The organism is Hydrogenobacter hydrogenophilus (assembly GCF_900215655.1).
GTDB classification, from domain to species: Bacteria; Aquificota; Aquificia; order Aquificales; family Aquificaceae; genus Hydrogenobacter; species Hydrogenobacter hydrogenophilus.
This window is the reverse complement of sequence record NZ_OBEN01000010.1, coordinates 22433-39494: the sequence shown is the minus strand read 5'-3', so window position 1 is coordinate 39494 and position 17062 is coordinate 22433. Positions and strand designations below refer to the sequence as shown.

General features: G+C 40.8%; 17 protein-coding genes and 1 pseudogene. 7 read left to right on the top strand and 11 right to left on the bottom strand.

Annotated elements, in window-relative coordinates; genetic code table 11:
- Positions 1-83: 83 nt before the first annotated feature.
- The 6 genes and pseudogenes from CP948_RS07630 to rimM all read right to left on the bottom strand — a co-directional run.
- Positions 84-230: pseudogene (locus tag CP948_RS07630) on the bottom strand (transposase); the annotation flags it as partial.
- Positions 231-254: 24 nt separating this feature from the next.
- Positions 255-1250: a type III-B CRISPR module-associated Cmr3 family protein gene (locus CP948_RS07625; RefSeq protein ID WP_180764110.1), complete on the bottom strand. Its 996-nt coding sequence runs from the start codon at positions 1248-1250 to the stop codon at positions 255-257.
- On the bottom strand, positions 1237-3078 hold the full coding sequence (gene cas10, locus CP948_RS07620; RefSeq protein WP_096603017.1) for a type III-B CRISPR-associated protein Cas10/Cmr2: 1842 nt from the start codon (positions 3076-3078) through the stop codon (positions 1237-1239). The genes CP948_RS07625 and cas10 overlap by 14 nt, the downstream gene beginning before the upstream one ends.
- Entirely contained in the window at positions 3078-4196 is a 1119-nt protein-coding gene (gene cmr1 / locus CP948_RS07615; protein WP_096603015.1) for a type III-B CRISPR module RAMP protein Cmr1, read from the bottom strand. The genes cas10 and cmr1 overlap by 1 nt, the downstream gene beginning before the upstream one ends.
- Positions 4171-4905, bottom strand: coding sequence for a CRISPR-associated endoribonuclease Cas6 (gene cas6 / locus CP948_RS07610; protein ID WP_096603013.1), 735 nt, complete (start codon positions 4903-4905; stop codon positions 4171-4173). Before cas6 ends, cmr1 begins: the two co-directional genes overlap by 26 nt.
- A gap of 33 nt (positions 4906-4938) precedes the next feature.
- Positions 4939-5448, bottom strand: coding sequence for a ribosome maturation factor RimM (gene rimM / locus CP948_RS07605; protein ID WP_096603011.1), 510 nt, complete (start codon positions 5446-5448; stop codon positions 4939-4941).
- A 52-nt stretch (positions 5449-5500) separates the two neighbouring features.
- Between rimM and CP948_RS07600 the strand changes: the two genes are divergently transcribed.
- The gene (locus CP948_RS07600) at positions 5501-5764 is read left to right on the top strand and encodes a NifU family protein (RefSeq protein WP_180764109.1); all 264 of its coding nucleotides are present in this window, start codon (positions 5501-5503) and stop codon (positions 5762-5764) included.
- 1 nt (position 5765) lies between these two features.
- Positions 5766-7169 (top strand): TldD/PmbA family protein, encoded by a 1404-nt coding sequence (locus CP948_RS07595; RefSeq protein ID WP_096603060.1) that lies wholly within the window; start codon positions 5766-5768, stop codon positions 7167-7169.
- A 1-nt stretch (position 7170) separates the two neighbouring features.
- On the opposite strand, the gene CP948_RS07590 is transcribed toward CP948_RS07595, so the two are convergent.
- Positions 7171-7419, bottom strand: a complete 249-nt coding sequence (locus CP948_RS07590) for a PepSY domain-containing protein (protein WP_096603009.1) — start codon at positions 7417-7419, stop codon at positions 7171-7173.
- A gap of 31 nt (positions 7420-7450) precedes the next feature.
- Between CP948_RS07590 and CP948_RS07585 the strand changes: the two genes are divergently transcribed.
- The 3 genes from CP948_RS07585 to CP948_RS07575 are packed head-to-tail and all read left to right on the top strand — an operon-like array spanning position 7451 to position 10172.
- Complete coding sequence (locus CP948_RS07585; protein ID WP_096603007.1) at positions 7451-7903, top strand: N-acetyltransferase; 453 nt, start codon at positions 7451-7453, stop codon at positions 7901-7903.
- A complete protein-coding gene (locus tag CP948_RS07580; protein WP_096603005.1) occupies positions 7900-9627 on the top strand; it encodes a bifunctional 3'-5' exonuclease/DNA polymerase in 1728 nt (575 codons plus the stop codon). Before CP948_RS07585 ends, CP948_RS07580 begins: the two co-directional genes overlap by 4 nt.
- Positions 9624-10172 carry a tetratricopeptide repeat protein gene (locus CP948_RS07575; protein WP_096603003.1) on the top strand — a complete coding sequence of 183 codons (549 nt, stop codon included), beginning with the start codon at positions 9624-9626 and terminating at the stop codon, positions 10170-10172. The genes CP948_RS07580 and CP948_RS07575 overlap by 4 nt, the downstream gene beginning before the upstream one ends.
- Here the strand turns inward: CP948_RS07575 and CP948_RS07570 are convergent.
- A complete protein-coding gene (locus CP948_RS07570; protein ID WP_096603001.1) occupies positions 10156-11190 on the bottom strand; it encodes a chorismate-binding protein in 1035 nt (344 codons plus the stop codon). The genes CP948_RS07575 and CP948_RS07570 overlap by 17 nt on opposite strands.
- Complete coding sequence (locus CP948_RS07565) at positions 11187-11927, bottom strand: aminotransferase class IV (protein ID WP_096602999.1); 741 nt, start codon at positions 11925-11927, stop codon at positions 11187-11189. Before CP948_RS07565 ends, CP948_RS07570 begins: the two co-directional genes overlap by 4 nt.
- A gap of 85 nt (positions 11928-12012) precedes the next feature.
- On the opposite strand from CP948_RS07565, the gene CP948_RS07560 reads away from it, so the two are divergent.
- Positions 12013-13998, top strand: coding sequence for a TonB-dependent receptor (locus CP948_RS07560; RefSeq protein WP_096602997.1), 1986 nt, complete (start codon positions 12013-12015; stop codon positions 13996-13998).
- 41 nt (positions 13999-14039) lie between these two features.
- On the opposite strand, the gene acs is transcribed toward CP948_RS07560, so the two are convergent.
- Entirely contained in the window at positions 14040-15935 is a 1896-nt protein-coding gene (gene acs / locus CP948_RS07555; protein ID WP_096602995.1) for an acetate--CoA ligase, read from the bottom strand.
- A 245-nt stretch (positions 15936-16180) separates the two neighbouring features.
- Here acs and CP948_RS07550 point away from each other — a divergent pair, with 245 nt between their 5' ends.
- Positions 16181-16771, top strand: a complete 591-nt coding sequence (locus tag CP948_RS07550) for an anthranilate synthase component II (RefSeq protein WP_096602993.1) — start codon at positions 16181-16183, stop codon at positions 16769-16771.
- On the opposite strand, the gene cutA is transcribed toward CP948_RS07550, so the two are convergent.
- Complete coding sequence (cutA, locus tag CP948_RS07545) at positions 16725-17057, bottom strand: divalent-cation tolerance protein CutA (RefSeq protein ID WP_096602991.1); 333 nt, start codon at positions 17055-17057, stop codon at positions 16725-16727. The two genes, CP948_RS07550 and cutA, sit on opposite strands and share 47 nt — an antisense overlap.
- Positions 17058-17062: the final 5 nt, after the last annotated feature.

The following is a 17062-nucleotide window of genomic DNA, read 5'->3' as shown; positions in this document are numbered from 1 at the left end:
CCCGCCTTTTCAATCTGCTCCCAAACCCAGCAGGCGGTATTGGAGCAGACATAGTCCCTACACCAAGCATAGGAACTAACCTTCAGTTCTTTCTTAAGCTCTTTTCTATCTTTTCCTTCCAATAGCCTCTTGTAAGCATACCTCATGCAAGAGGAGAATTTACGCATAAGAGATAAGAGCATTTCTTTATCTTGTTTAGAAAGCTCTAACTGGCATTGAAGGGTAATCATGTTGCCTGTTCTCATCAACTGTTTTTAACCTCCCTCAGTTAAAATTCCCGTATTCCAACCAGACTCGTTGAAGCGTTTTAAATTGTCAATGTTAAAAAGTTTTTCACTGACCAAAACTTGACACAGACTACTAAAATCACCTTCAGTAGTAGCTTTTAACACAAGCACACAACCGGGCTTTAACATCTCCAAGGCAGGTTTGTTATATCCAGATACGAACTCACTTCCTCTTGAAAAGATCCACGCAAGCTCAAATTTTAGCTCCATCTTGCCCTCTATACCTCTGAGCTTGATCTCTTTTCCTTCCTTTGCTTCTTCTATGTAAGTGTGTGTAAGTAAGTAGAGCTTGTAATACCTGCCTTTTTTGACTTGCACTCTTTGTGAAAATAGTTCTGGAAGGTCTTTTACCTCCTCAACTACCGCAGGGTTTCTCTCCCCTCCCAAGAAAGACCAGCTTCCCTTTCTGTTTGCCAAAAACACAAAGCTTATGCCATCTTTCAACCTTACCCTCTCTTGAAAGTACAGCAGGCTCTCCTGTGCAGTCTTTGTGTCCTTATCTATCTTAAGACCCACCTTCATTTCGGTTTTTACAAGGTCTTTGAGCTTTACAAGCTCAATGTCAGGAGAGGCTTCCATCCACGCTTCTAAACCTTTGGAAGTTATAGCGTATCCTTCCACTGTTTCAAAGGCAGTTAGGCTTCCCCTTATTAGGGGTAGTAATTTTTCCTCTTTGCAGGTGGGTAAGGTTAATCTTCTCAGAGTTAAAACCTTCCAATCCCCTCCCGTTTTTCTCTTTCCTACTATGTCCGCAGGGGCAGGAAATAGGAAAGTGTTTTTTCTCTCGTCGTATAGAAAGACACCGTAGCAGGCTCCTTTACGATCGGAATCTTTGACGAATTTGAAAAATCTCATAATGTTTGGGAAAACATCACTTTTCATATAGTGCTCCTCTTCCATGGTCATGTGCCTCAGACCACCAAACCATACAGGGTTATAAGCTTTTACCTTATACGCTTTCATCTCTATCCTCCAGCGTTCCCACAAACCTTGCCACATAAAAAAGATGGAGCAGGTTTCTTATTGCAAACTCCTTTGGCTTATCTTCCGTATAGGTCTTTGACCTTTCGTAGAAACACCTTATGAGCGAGTAAAGATTATCTCTGTATTCTTTCTCCACCTTTCTTTTGAGTACCCTTTTAATCAACGCAAAGAAAATATCCTCTCTGCTTTCTTCGCCAAACTTTTCTGCCAGAGGTCTCAGCTCGTAAACAATAGTGGAGCCTATCCTTTTGGACATAAAGGCTCTTAAGACCTCCTCGTAAAGTTCTAGGTCTTCCCACTTGGAAACAAAGGAAGTCAAACTACCTGACCTTGTTAGCACGCCAATGCAAACCGCACCTTTACCTTTTACGCCTTTAGCTTGCTTTTCCAAAGACCTTGCATCATCTAACGCTTTTTGTAAGTTCATTTTGGCATGGGTTATGAGAATACCTGCGCTGATGGATGGTTTTCTGCCTTCTTTTGCAAACCTACTTAGCTTATCTCTAAACTTTTCGTTGCATACCTTTGCATACTCCACCGCATCAAAGGGATGAAGAAAAGCTACCGTATCGTCCCCACCTGCGTATATGGTTAACTTTGGAGGGTTTTTTACTTGCGTTATTTCCTCTGCGTATTCGGAAAGGCTCTTTGAAAAGTCTCTGTGAAACTCCTCCCTTAGAGGTCCTCGCCTTATATCACTTTTTATTCCCAACCACTCACCTATGCCGTCTCCATCGGAGATCATAATGGCGTAATACGAGTTAGTGTGTTCCACACCTTTTCTTTCGAGTTTTTTCACCAATTCGTAAAGTAAGCCCTTTATTTCCTCCGCTTTTTGCTCGTCAAACATGTCTTTTAGACTTTTGAACAGTCCTTCCCAGCCATCTTTTCTAAAAAGCTCCGCATCAAGCTCTTCTAAGTCTTCAAAAGTTTTGATTGTTGGGTTCTTTATGATGTAAGGCGTTTCTTGAAGTTTTCCAACTAACTTTTTATAGTCTTCTTTTATTTCATCCCTAAACTTCCTTAACTTTTTCTTAAAGTTTATACCTGCCACTTCCTCGGTAGAAGGATAGTGCCACAGGTCTTTTCCAAAGTGATTTTTAAAGTAATACTTAACAGCAAACCTCTTTACCAAACACACACCACAGAGCTTTTCGCCCTCTCTTATGTGCCTTGCATCTTTTTCTTTAAAGAACTTCTTTTTATTATTCCTATCCCAATCAATGGCAAGATGCAAGCGCTCGCCACACATAGTGCAACCGTTTGGATATTTCCCTTCAAAATTGTGAGCATCAACAATTCCTCTATAAGGTCTCCAAGACTTTTTGGCTCCCAAAAGCCTTTCCAAAAGGTCATAGGTAAATGCGTAAGGCTCTCCTTCTAAATTTTCAGAAACTCCCAAAATGTCCTCCCAGCTATCTTTATCTAAAAACTCTAAGCAAGAGCATACAGGATTAAAGTAGTTATCCACATGCTTCCAAAACTGGTCTTCTGCGTGTTTTAGCTCCAGTCCCTTCCAAACTTCTTCACATATACCTTTCCAAATGTCACGGAATTTGCCTTCTACCTCATCGCACATGTTTTCTTCAACGACCGCTATGAACTTGTTGGGATAGTTAGCAAGGTGTGAACCTTCCTCTTTTATCACTGGATAAATCACCTTGTCTTTGAGACCCAAATCTTTTATTACTCTCTCGGTTAAGTAAGAGATGATGTAGCTTCCCGTAAAGAGGTCTCTAGGTCTTCTGGATGCAGATATGAATCCCTGAACGGGAGAGAAAGAAAAGATGAGAAGTTTTTTAGGCATCAAGGAACCTCCCTTTGCAATTTATGTGTGTTTACAAAGTCTTTAAATATCTTGCTTGATGGTTTAGCTATACTGATTTGTTTTCTATTTTGCTTATCCAAAATCTTAAAGTCTTCTGGCATTTCATCTTCTTTTGTTTCAAAATGGACCACTAAGCAAGTGAATTTACCATCGGGTAGTCTTACGACCCTAAACCTCACTGGGCTTGAGAGTCTATCAGCTTTGCAAATGAGCTGAGCCTCCTTTTGGTTTAAGCTTCTAAATTTGAAGCTCAAAGGAAGACCAAAGTATGCTCTTTCAACGGTATGACCTTTAAATGTTCCAGTTTGCAGAAAATCTTTCACATTTCTATAATCGGGCGATCTTCTGCTTCTAAATGTCCTATATTTCCTTCCAATTTCTTCTAAAGCTTCTAACGGATTTGCATAACTTTCATTAAGCTTATAGATTTCCATGTTTGGCGGAACACCACCTAAAATTTGTAAAACCCTCTTGAATTCTTCTTTATTCCAATTATTCCAATTTTTATACTCGCTCTCGTATAGAGGCTTAAGATAAAGACTGCCCCAACCCCTGCGATTTCTACTTCCTATACTCCCTATTTGGGAAAAGAGAAAAAGCAAGGCTTCCACTTTTTCTTTAAGGTGCTTTGGCACAAGGATTTGAAGGTTTGCATTTTGCTTTTTCTCAAGCCAAGCTCTGACTGTAAAATTTCCTCTTTTATTACCACATAACTTATAAAGCTGAGAATAGCTTTCGCGATTCTCTTCTCTCTCAAAATTGATGTACAAAATATTACCGTAGCCCAAGTAAACTTTTCCCCAGTCTGTGTCTCTTTCATTGTTAGCTCTCCAAGTTTGACAGTTTTTAAGCTCGCCCTTGACGTTCCCTTTTATCCTTATCCACACCCTTCCTGCCTTTTCTTGACTTCCGAAGAGTTCGCTTTCTTTTTCATATAGCTCTTTAAAACTTTTTACCTGGTGTCTTAGAATAGCTCTGTACCACCACCTTAATAATCCCACAAAGCTTGTGGGTCTTAGCTCTGCACTCTCACGAGGGTTCGCTCCCCCTATAAAGGCTGGCGTTATAAACTCAATCTGAAACTCTAACTTCTCCATTCTCCACCTCCAGATAGCCAAAACCTTGACCTGTTCTCACCCCAATACCATACTGATATATAAAACGGAGGATTTCATCAGAATCTGACACTAAACGAAACTTACCAAGAAAACCTCTAAGTAATCCTCCGTAGTGTCTTATAACCTCTTCCTTAACCTCTAAGGGTTCAAATCTAAAAGTGTTGATTTTTGGCTCCTTACCTATAATGGTCGTGTATCTTCTTATTAGGTTTTCAAGAAGAGATTCCTCAAAACCTTTTTCAGAAGGTAGTACGTATCTATCTTCAGGGTCTTTTGGATTTTTATAACCCATGCGTTCTACCACAACAGGTGAGAGCACTTTAAATACTTCACCTATAGGTCTTTCTTTTTCTTCTTTTATCCACTCTATAGAGAATTTACCACTTCCTATGCTGTGTTTGTAGTTTTTCTTTTTTAACTTGAGTATACCGTTGTAGAACTTCACCGCAGTTATGCTGTTTCCTGTGGAGAACCTGAAGTTTATAGTCTTTACACCTTCAAAGGCATCTCCTTCCAGTTTTACTTCTTTTCCCAGATAAACCGCAAAGGTGTACGGTCTTGGGTGATCTTTTGAAAATTCCTCAGTCCCAAACACTCTTTTGAGTAGGGATATAAACCTGCTTCTGTAGTCAAGGCTAATCTTTGCAGGTTCGTTATCTACTGTTTTGAGTTTAACAAGAAACCTCATATCCTCCCTCAGTTAAAAATAATTATAATATAATCAATAAAGCTCGGATAGAAGATCAGACACTTCTATTTTTTTATTTTCTTTGTCCACCTTTTTTACCATGGCTTGAGTAAAGGGTATGTATCCCCTGCCCTCATCAAGCTCAAGAAGGTTGTAAGGCTGTGTTTCCAAAATCCCCGTGATCTTACCTAAAAACTTTCCGCTCTGCGTGTAGACCTCCATACCCTCCAGCTCAAAGTAATAGTACTCTTCCTTTCCCGTCTTTGGAAGTTGATGGGTAGGTAGAAAGACCTTAGCGGATACATACCTGCGAGCAGATTCCACATCTTCACAGTTAGAGAACTTAACCAGTACATACCTTCCGTGCCTTTTAACATCTTCTAATGTAAAAGGTAAGTAATCACCGCCTTTCTTTTTGAGAAACACAACCTTTAATTTTTTCCAATGCTTTGGCTCAAGGTAAGGTTCCACCTTTATGTATCCCTTAAGTCCGTAAGTATCCACAATTTTACCTATCACAACAAACTGACTTTTCTCATCCATCTTTAGCGTCTTTTGGAGTATTTTATTCTAATAAACTTTAAGGAGGTTAAAAATGGCTATGCCTACAAGAGAGGAAGTAGAAGCGGTTCTTGATGAGATAAGACCTGCTCTTAGGTTTGACGGTGGAGATGTGGAGCTTGTAGATGTGTTGGAAGATGGCACTGTTTTAGTGCGTATGATGGGTGCGTGTTCTGGTTGTGGTATGTCCGTACTTACACTAAAGGCTGGTATAGAAAGAGCCTTAAAGAACAAGTTCCCAGAGATAAAGGAAGTCAAGGATGTGAATATGGACATACCCACCACCTTTGGCTTCTAAGATGCTACAGACTCAAGAAAGTGTTAAAGACCTTCTCAAGGAGAAGGCAGGTTATATACTGTCTTATCTTATGTCGGGTGGTGGACAGTACGGTGAGATCTTTTACGAGAGGTCTAGGATTTGCAGGATACACTTTGAGAACAACAAAGTAGAGAAGGTCCAGTGGGGCATTGACGAAGGAGTAGGCATAAGGCTTATAAAAGATGGTAAAACCTATTATGGTTATACTACTGACATAACCTTTGAAAACTTGGTACAGATAGCAAAGGCTTTGTCTATGGGTAATGCCTGTGGTCCAGTTGCGGTAGGCAAAAGGTACATAAGAGGAAAAACCCATGTGGAAATAGACATAGATGCTCAGGATATAGCCTACAGGACTGAGCTTCTCAAAAGAGCCAACGAAAGGGCAAGAAGTTACGGAGACAAAGTAAAGCAGGTGCTGGTGGTGCTTATGGACAAGACAAGGGAGGTTTTGATAATTAACAATCTGGGAGAGACCGCAGAGGACGAACAGAAAAGAGTGGTGTTCTTTACAGATGTGGTGGTAAGCGACGGACACACATTGCAGAGGGGTTATGAGTCATTAGGTGGTCTCAGAGGTTTTGAGATCTTTAAAGAAAAACCTCCAGAGTTGATAGCGGACATAGCAGTAAAAAGAGCTCTGCTTATGCTTTCTGCAAAGCCTGCACCAGCGGGAAGCTTTACTGTGGTGATGTCCTCTCAGGCTGGTGGCACTATGATACACGAGGCGGTGGGGCATGGGCTTGAGGCGGACCTGGTTCAGAAGGGTCTTTCTGTGTACAAAGGTAGGCTTGGTGAAAAAGTTGCCAGCGAGCTTGTAAGTGTAGTAGATGATGCAAGCCTTGAAGGATATAACGGTTCTTTTACTGTAGATGACGAGGGAGTACCTGCTCAAAGAACCCTTCTTATAGACAAGGGCTACCTTGTGGGTTATATGTATGACAGACTGAGTGCCATGAAAGACAAAGTTGGCTCCACAGGAAACGGTAGAAGGCAGAGCTATGCTTATGTACCTATGGTGAGAATGACAAACACCTTTATACTGCCGGGCAAGGATAATCCTGATGACATCCTAAAAGACACAAAGAGGGGTGTTTATGTTGTGAAGATGGGAGGAGGTGAGGTAAACACTCTCACAGGTGATTTTGTTTTTGAGATTATGGAAGGTTATCTCATAGAGAATGGCGAGATCACTTATCCCATAAGGTCTGCCATGCTTATGGGAAACGGACCAAGAGCTTTGCAAGATGTGGATGCGGTAGGAAACGACTTGGGATGGAGCATAGGCACTTGCGGTAAGGATGGTCAGGGAGTGCCCGTCACAGATGCACAACCTACTTTGCGCATAAGGTCCTTAGTGCTGGGCGGATATGATGTTGGTTAATCTACCTACTCCTGTAAAACCTTATAAGCTTTCCGTCTTTGGCATCTATCAGAGCGGTTCCTTCTGTGCCTCTAACTCTGTAGTAGCATTCTCCCGTTTTCTTGCTCTGTCCTTTGCTTGAATGGATCACCTCTCCCACATAAGGTTTTGCTATCCGTATAGCATCCTCTATGCTTATGCTTGCTGGACAAGAAAAGGAAAAACCTACCAAGAGAACTAAGTTTAACCAAAAGGATTTTTGAAACAGCATCTTTATTCCCTCCGGGCGTAAATTATAACACATGAAGGTGAGAAAAGCTATTTTGAAAGATGCTCCCAAACTTTACACACTTATAAATGAATACGCCAAGGAGGGCATTCTTTTACCCAGAAGCCTAAACTCCATCTACGAAGATATAAGGGACTTTTGGGTATGTGAAGATGAAGAGGAGGTGATAGGTTGCTCCGCTCTTCACATAGTGTGGGAAGACTTAGCAGAGATAAAGAGTCTTGCGGTAAGAAGAGATCACAGAAACAACGGTGTTGGCTCCCTTTTGGTAGAAAAGTGCCTTGAAGAGGCTAAACAGCTTGGCATAAAGAGAGTTTTTGTGCTCACTTACGCAACAGATTTTTTTAGCAGGTTTAACTTCCGTGAGGTGAAAAAGGAAACCCTTCCCCACAAAGTTTGGGGAGAATGTATAAATTGTGTTAAATTTCCACAGTGCGATGAGATAGCTATGATATTGGAGCTATGAAGTACAGTTATATAACATCAAGAGAGGGTTTGCGCCATTTGGAAAATAAGTTAAAGTCCGAAAGTTATGTTTTCCTTGACACAGAAACCACTGAAGAAAAGATAAGGTTAGTGCAGTTAGGAGATAAAGAAAGCATATATATTGTGGATCTTTTTGAAACAGGAGAATACGGAGTGGAGTTTTTAAAAAACCTGCTTGCGGACAAGGGTATAGTGGGGCACAATCTCAAATACGACCTTAAGTTCCTTTACAGATACGAGATAGAACCTTACGCAGTCTTTGATACCATGATAGCAAGTCAGCTTATTGGTGAGATAGAAAGACACTCTTTGCAAAAGGTTGCTATGCACTACTTGGGTAAGGTGATAGATAAAAGCCTACAGATGTCTAATTGGGCAAAGGCGGTTCTCTCAAAAGAGCAGTTAGAGTATGCAGCCCTTGATGTTAAGATGGTAAAAGACCTGTTTTTTATAATGCTTGAGAAACTTAACTCAGACAAACACCAAGAAGAGATACTTCTCAAAACAAGAACATCTAAGGTGTTTGGACTTAAAAATCCCATAGCCATAATAGAGATGGCTTTTGTGCAAGAGGTTGCCAAGTTAGAATTAAACGGCATTGGTGTAGATGAAAGCAAGGTGGATGAACTAATAAAAGAATACAAAAGGTCTCTACAAAAGAAAGTGATGGACTTTATGGTAGCATACAGAGTGGATCCCATGTCTCCCAAACAGCTGGGAGAGTTCCTAACTAAGAATTTGGGCCTTGACCTTCCCAAAACAGAAAAGGGCAATATATCCACTGACGATAAGGTGTTGTCCTCTTTTACATATCACCACGTTGTCCAAAAGCTTCTTGAGATAAGAAGCATTAAAAAGCTTCTTGACAAGCTTGAGGAGATAAAAAGCTACATAAAAAACGGAAGCGTTTATCCAGAATTTAAACAGATAGGTGCTATAACAGGAAGGATGTCAAGCCTAAATCCCAACGTTCAAAACATACCAAGGGAGCTAAGAAGCGTATTTAAGGCACGAGAAGGGAAAATTCTCGTTATCTCGGACTTTTCTCAAATTGAGCTGAGGATCGCAAGTGAGTATGTGGGAGATGAGAAGATGATAAGAGCCTTCAAAGAAGGAAGAGACCTTCACAGATACACAGCCAGCATCCTTTTAGGAAAGAGGGAGGAAGAGGTTAGTAAGGAAGAAAGACAGCTTGCCAAGGCGGTGAACTTTGGTCTCATATACGGTATATCTGCAAAAGGTCTTTCTGAGTATGCAAAAAGCTACGGTATAGACTTATCCGTTGATGAAGCCCAGAAGATAAGGGATAAGTTTTTTGAATACTTTGTGAGCTTTAAAAACTGGCACGAAAAGGTAAAGAGAGAGCTAAAAGAGTTTAAAGAATCAAGGGGTTATACTCTTTTGGGTAGGAAGTATGTGGCTCATACTTTTCCTGATGCGGTAAATTATCCAGTGCAGGGCTCAGGAGCAGACCTTCTCAAACTATCTGTACTCATGTTTGATGCGGAAATAAAGAAGGAAGGTTTAAAAGCTCAGGTGGTTAATCTTGTGCACGACGAGATAGTGGTTGAGTGCGAAGAAAAGGACGCAATCACAGTAAAGGAGCTTTTGGAGAAAGCTATGAAGCATGCAGGAAAGGTTATACTCAAACGAGTACCTGTGGAAGTTGAGAGTATAATAAAAGACAGGTGGGTAAAGGAATGATGCTAAGGTCATTAGTTTTATTAGTGATGCTTTTTGGGTTTTCTTGTGCTGAAAAAACAGTAGTTGTAAGGGAGGAGCCTGTCCATAGACCACCTGGGCTTGCTGTAGCTTCAGAAAAGGCATTAGAAAACGGTAAAAAACAGCTTGCCAAAGGACACTGCAAACAGGCGATTCATGAATTTAACAAGGCTCTTGAAAAAGATCCGAGGAACTTTTACGCTCTTTACTGGCTTGGTGTAGCGGAAGGTATGTGTGGATACTACCCGCAGGCATATGAGAGGCTAAACTTGGTAATAAGGTACGCACCAGACCCTGTGTGGACAGCGAGGGTTTATGCCACCTTAGGGCTTACTCTTTTATACATGGGAAGAGATGATGATGCGGTCCTTTACTTTGAAAGGGCAAAAAGTATAGACCCGAGAAACGAACTTGTAGCAGTTTATTACGAAGGTGAAGATAAAAAGCATAAGAAGGGCAAAGGAAAGTTAAAGAAAAAACCCAAAGATGAAGAGGGCTATAGAATAACTCTCAAATGGATGGATTAGAAAATTCTGGATTGAAAGCTTTTATTTTAAGGTAAAGCTCTCTCAGTTCCTTGTGTGGTTCTGAGTCCCAAACTATACCGCAACCTGCGTAATAGGAAACTTTATTTTCCTTTCCTATGGCAGTCCTTATGAGCACCGAAAGGGTAAAGTCATTACCTCTTACGAAGCCAGCGCATCCACAGTAAAATGCTCTGCTGTGAGGTTCAATTCTATCTATTATTTCAACAGCCTTTATTTTGGGTGCTCCTGTTATAGATGCAGGAGGAAAGGTCGCAAGAAGTATTTCTTTTAAAGACGCTGAAGTTTTACATTCAACAGTGGAATACATCTGATACAGTGTTTTGTATCTTTTTATTTTGAAAAGCTCTTTGACCTCAACATGGCTACCTATCCTACTAAGGTCGTTTCTCATCATGTCTGTTATCATAAGGTTCTCCGCTCTGTCCTTTTGGCTATTCCTTAGTGCTCTGTAAGAGGAGGATGTACCTTTTATGGGCTGGCTTTTTAGTGTGTTTCCCCTTTTTTCCAAAAACAGCTCCATAGAGCCAGAAAGCACATAAAATTCCTCACAATCCAGCAGAAAAGCATACTCTACTGGCTGTCTTTGGTAAAAGCCATAGAAAAGATCATCTGGAGTTCCTCTTAGCTCAAAATCAAACCTCCTGCTGATGTTTATCTGGTAGACAACCCCGTCCTTTATATATTCCTTTACGAGTTTTACAGCTTTTATGAAATCTTCATCTGACATACTGCTTCCTATGAATTTCAAATATGTATTGCCTTCTTTTAAATCTACTGGTTGAAAACCATCTATGTGTGCCACAACTATGGGAGGAAAGTCCGAAGTTTTTACACGGATGTTAGTGGTCTGCCTTGTCATTTCATAAGATACTACTAAAAAGTAAGGAAAGCCATCTGTAGGTAGTTTTTCAAGGTCGTCAAGAAACATCACTTTACGCACGCGAGCTTCGTATAAGCCTCTTCTATTTAGCCAAGAACCTGCCAATAAAAGCCTCATTCTGAGTTTTCTTCTTGAACTATAACTTGCAGGTATTTAGCCAGGTCTTGGTCTATTCTAAGGGTCTTGTCCTCCACTGTGATAACGGGCAGAACCCCTATAAGGCTATTGGTTAAAAAGATGTGATCCGCATCAAATAAGTCTTTTAAGGTTAGCTCTGCTTCTTCTACTTTTACCTTTTCCATAAGGCTCTGAAGAGTAGTACCAAAGAGAAGCCCAGAATTTCTATGCGGTGTGTATATGTTTCCCTTTTTAACTATCAGAAGGTTTGCAGAAGAACACTCGGTAATGTGTCCTCTTTCGTTTAGTATAAGACCATCAAAATAGCCCATCTGCATGGCGTGTCTTTTTACCGTTATGTTAAAAAGATAATTTAGGGTCTTGTGCCTTATGATGGGATCAGAGGAATGTCTAAGAAAATGAGAGATGCACACACTTGCAGGCTGAAGCTTTGGCTTATATCTATAGACAAAAACTTTAAGCTTGTATTCGTGAGGTATTTCATAGTATCTTGGCTTTCCATAAGATAAAAGGCAGACCTTTACGTAAAGATCCTTTCTGCCCTTTGTCTTTTCCTCTATCTTAATGCAAAAGGTCTCATAGTCTGGACAAGGTATGTGAAAGTATTTGGCGCTTTCTGACAGTCTTCTATAGTGGCGCAATAGTTTTGGTGTCCTTCCTCTGTAGAGTATGGTTTCAAAAAGTCCCTCACCGTAAAAAAGGCTTCTATTTACCATGTGAATAAGATTATACTCGGTTGTTTTTAAGTTAAAAATAAAATAAAATTATGTTATTGTTAACAGCACTTAAGGAGGTAGTAATATGAAGAGGTTTTTTATGATAACCGCACTGCTATCTGTAAGCTACGCTCAGGAGCTCTTACTAAAAGAGGTGGAAGTAAAAGCCAAGAAAGAAACTTTCAAGGATAGTTTGGAGGTGAGGGAGGTAAGAGAGAATTCTGCTAAAGATGTGGGCGAGGCTCTCACCAAGCTAGGAGGTATATGGAAGATAAGAAAAGGTGGTATAGCTAACGATGTGGTCCTGAGGGGTTTTTACAGGGATAACATTAATGTACTCATAGATGATCAGAGGGTGTACGGTGCGTGTCCCAACAGGATGGATCCACCTGCCTTCCATGTGGACTTTTCTGAAGTGGAAAAGATAGAGCTGATCAAAGGTCCCTTTGACATAAGACATCAGGGTTCTATGGCAGGGCTTGTCCATATAATTACCAAAAAACCAGAGAGAGGCTTTCACCTCAAGCTCAATGCGAATGCTGGGTCTTTTAGCTTTATAAACCTCTCACCTGTTGTTTCTTACGCAGATGACAAATTTTACGGACTAGCAGGACACTCCTACAAGTACTCTAAACCTTACAAAGACGGAGATGGAAATAGATTTACCCAATACGCCAACTATAAGCCCCAGTTCATAAACTCCAAAGCCTTTGAGATAAACACATACTGGACAAAGTTTGGTTTTATACCCTTTGAAAACCACGAGCTTGAGATTGCTTATACTAAACAGGATGCAAGGCATGTGCTTTACCCTTACCTTTTGATGGACGCCATCTACGATAAGACGGACAGGTTTAACTTAAGCTACCGTCTAAATAAAGCTCGCTTTGAGCTTTACTACACCAAAGTGGATCACTGGATGGACGACCGCTACAGGTTAAGTTCTCGTATGATGCCTTGGTCCATGGCAACGGATGCAAAAAGCAAAACCTACGGTGGAAGGATAGAGGGTGAGTTGGGAAGTTTCCTTGTAGGTTTTGAGGCTTACAAAAGAAACTGGGATGCAGTCAATTATATGATGGGTAATACTCAATACATCATACCCGATGTGGACACAGATAGTTTGGGGGTATACGGCGAATATAAGAAAAAACTGTCAGAAAAGCTCAGGCTTGTGGCAGGTATGAGGTTAGACAGTACAAAAACTCAGGCAGATAGTAGCAAAGCAAATACTGACCTTTACTACGCTTACAAAAACACAAGAAGCACCTCAAAGACAGATACTTATCCTTCCGGAAACATACAGATCTTTTATGAGCTTTCAAAGACTACAGAACTCTTTGCAGGACTTGGTCATTCAGTCAGAGTACCAGACCCACAGGAAAGATACTTTGCTCTCAAACGCATGACCTTTGATTGGGTAGGAAATCCCAACCTCAAGCCTTCCAGAAACACAGAGTTAGATCTTGGCATCAAATACTCTACGGGCAGGCTTTTCGTAAAGGCTACTGCTTTTTATAGCTATGTAAAGGACTACATCACAGTTCACAACCAACAAAAAATTAACAGTGTTATGAGTGTTATGAGCAACATGGCTCGCTCCTACGAAAATATAAATGCTCAGTTCTTTGGTGGTGAGCTGGACTCAAGACTTGCCATCACAGACAGCCTGTTCTTCTTTGGAGGTCTCTCTTATGTTCAGGCAAAAAAGGACACCAAGCCTGAGAAAAATATAACCAGCTCTAATGTTGCAGAGATACCACCTTTGAAAGCCAGGTTAGCTATAAGGTACGACAGGGGCAATTACTTTGGAGAAGTAGAAACAGTCCTTTCTGCAACCCAATACAGGGTGGACAAAGACCTTAATGAGCAAAAAACCTCTGGCTATGGCATCTTAAACTTCAAGGTGGGTGGAAACTACAAGGGTATAACCATCACAGCAGGTATTGATAACCTTTTGGATAAAAAGTACTACGACTACCTGTCTTACCAAAGGGATCCCTTCAGGAGCGGTGTTAAAGTGCCAGAACCCGGAAGGACCTTTTATGTGAATGCCTCTTATGTCTTTTAATCTTGGCTTAAGGAAGGGAAGGAGGAGGACCCCCAGAGGCTTCAGTCTTCTAGCGTGGATATGTCTCCTACGGGAAGCCCAAGTTCCTGAGCTTTTAGCACCCTTCTCATGATCTTTCCACTTCTTGTCTTGGGAAGCTTTTCCACAAACTCTATCTCATCAGGCACAGCTATAGGACCCAGCACCTGTCTTACATGGTGCTTTATTTCCTCAACGAGCTTTTCTGAAGGTTCGTAGCCTTTTTTGAGGATTACAAAGGCTTTTATGGATTCACCCTTAATTTCATGAGGCTTTCCGATAACTGCAGCCTCTGCCACTGCAGGATAATCTACCAAAGCGCTTTCCACTTCCATAGTTCCGATCCTGTGCCCTGCCACATTCAAAACATCGTCTGCCCTTCCCAAGATCATTATGTAACCTTCTTCGTCGTAAGATGCCAGATCGCCCGTTAGGTAATATCCGGGTATAGTGTTCCAATACTTTTCGTATCTTTCCGGTTCGCCCCAGCAAGTTCTTAGCATAGAAGGCCAAGGAGTTTTTATGACCAAATTGCCTATAGTGTTAGGAGGAAGCACATTTCCGTTTTTATCTACTACCAAGGCTTCTATGGTGAAGAAAGGTTTGCCAGACTTTCCCGGTTTTGTAGGGTATGAGGGAATGGTAGTTATCATGTGCATGCCTGTTTCCGTTTGCCACCAAGTGTCCACTATAACACACTTTTCTCTTCCTATATTTTTAAAATACCAGTGCCATGCCTCTGGGTTTATGGGTTCTCCTACAGAACCCAGTATTCTCAAGGAAGAAAGATCATATTTGGCAGGCCATTCCTCGCCATACTTCATAAACATTCTAATCGCTGTAGGTGCAGTGTAAAATATGTTCACTCTGTACTTTTCCACATAGCTCCACCACCTTCCGGGGTCTGGATAGTCTGGTGCGCCTTCTACTATAAGTGATGTTGTGCCTACAGCAAGAGGTCCGTATACTATGTAGCTGTGCCCTGTTACCCAACCTATGTCTGCAGTACACCAGTATATATCATCCTCTTTTATGTCAAAAACCACCTTGGTGGTGTAGTAAGTGCCCACCATATAGCCACCTGTGGTATGAAGCACACCTTTTGGTTTTCCTGTAGTTCCAGAAGTATAAAGGATGTAAAGAGGGTCTTCTGCATCCATAGCTTCAGGTTCACAATGAGGAGAGCTCTTTTTTATCAATTCATCAAGACTTACAAAAAGCTTGCTCTCACCGTTTAAGACATCCTTATCTCTGTCCCACACCACGACCTTTTCCACAAATTCAAGCCCATCTATAGCTCTCTGTACTGTAGCAAGAAGGTCTATCTTTTTGCCTCTTCTTTTGGTATAGCTCGCTGTTATGACTACCTTGGCTTTTGCATCGTCTATCCTGAGCCTTAAAGCACCTTCACTAAAGCCTGCAAAAACCACACTGTGAATAGCACCTATCCTTGCACAAGCAAGCATACAGGCAACCGCCTCTATGGTGTTGGGCATGTATATGGAAACTCTGTCTCCCTTTTTAACACCTAAGGATTTAAGTCCGTTGGCTATTCTATTGACAAGTTCTAAAAGCTCTCCGTATGTAATTTTCCTTTCGTTATTATCTTCATCAATGGATATGTAAGCTACTTTATTCCTCTTACCGTTCTTTACATGTCTATCTAAGCAGTTATAAGTGATGTTAGTTTTCGCACCTACGAACCACTTGGCGTATGGATAATTCCATTCAAGCACCTTTTCCCACTTTTTAAACCAGTGTAGCTCTTCCGCAACCTTAGCCCAGAAACCTTCCCTGTCTTTAATGGATTCCTTGTAGAGACTCTCGTAATCTTTAATCCAAGCGGATTCTACTATAGATTGGGGAGGAAAATACTTTTCCTCAACTTTTAAAAGAGTCTGAGACTTATCTTCCACCATTTTTTGACCTCCTCTAAGTGCTTTTTGAAAAATATAATTTAATTTGGTGATTTTTGCAACAAGTTTTCAAATCTTTATAACTTAAATCATCAAAATTTGCATATAAAAAACTTATAAACCCCATCTAACAAGGATAAAGTTTGAAGTTTAAATTTTTATATCATGTGCAAAACTTCTTCATCTTTGTGGAAAATATATGATTTTAATCATATTCATAAAAGGGAAGGGAAGGGAAAATATATTAAATGCATTTACTCATCATTGACAACTATGATTCTTTTACCTACAACTTGGTGCAGTATTTTCAAATGCTTGGATGCCAAGTAGCAGTTAGGAGGAATGACCAAATAACCCTTGAAGAGGTTCAAAGGTCTAAACCTGATGCTATTGTTATATCACCAGGACCGTGCACACCTAAAGAGGCAGGTATTTCTGTAGATGTAATAAAGCGTTTCTACAAAGAAATTCCCATACTCGGCGTGTGTTTAGGGCATCAGGCTATAGGCTACGCTTTTGGTGCAAACATAGTAAGAGCCAAAAAGCTCATGCACGGTAAAACTTCTTTGATATACCACACAGGTGAGGGTATATTCAAAGGTATAAAGAACCCCTTTACCGCAGTAAGATACCATTCTTTAGTTATTGAAAGGGAGAGTCTTCCTGAAGTGCTTAAGATAACTGCGGAGTCAGAAGATGGCGAAATAATGGGTATTCAACACATAGAGTATCCTGTCTTTGGAGTACAATTTCACCCAGAGTCTGTTCTCTCTGAAGCCGGCATGGACCTTCTTAGGAATTTCCTTGAGATATCTCAAGGGACTCGTCTATCCACCTGAGATAATCTTCGTTGCCAACCTCTATAGGGATCGCTATTATCTCAGGTACCGTGTAAGGATGTACAGATTTTACTTTATCTATAAGATCACGCACCTTATTACCAGAGGTCTTTACCACCAGAAGAGATTCCCTGTCTCTTTCTATGTTTCCCTTCCACCAGTATATGGAGCTCACCTCACCAACTATGTTCACACAAGCACCAAGTTTTTCTTTTATTATGTATTCTGCTATATCTTTTGCCTTCTGAATAGGCACAGTTATAAAGACAACGTAATACTTATGCATGATAA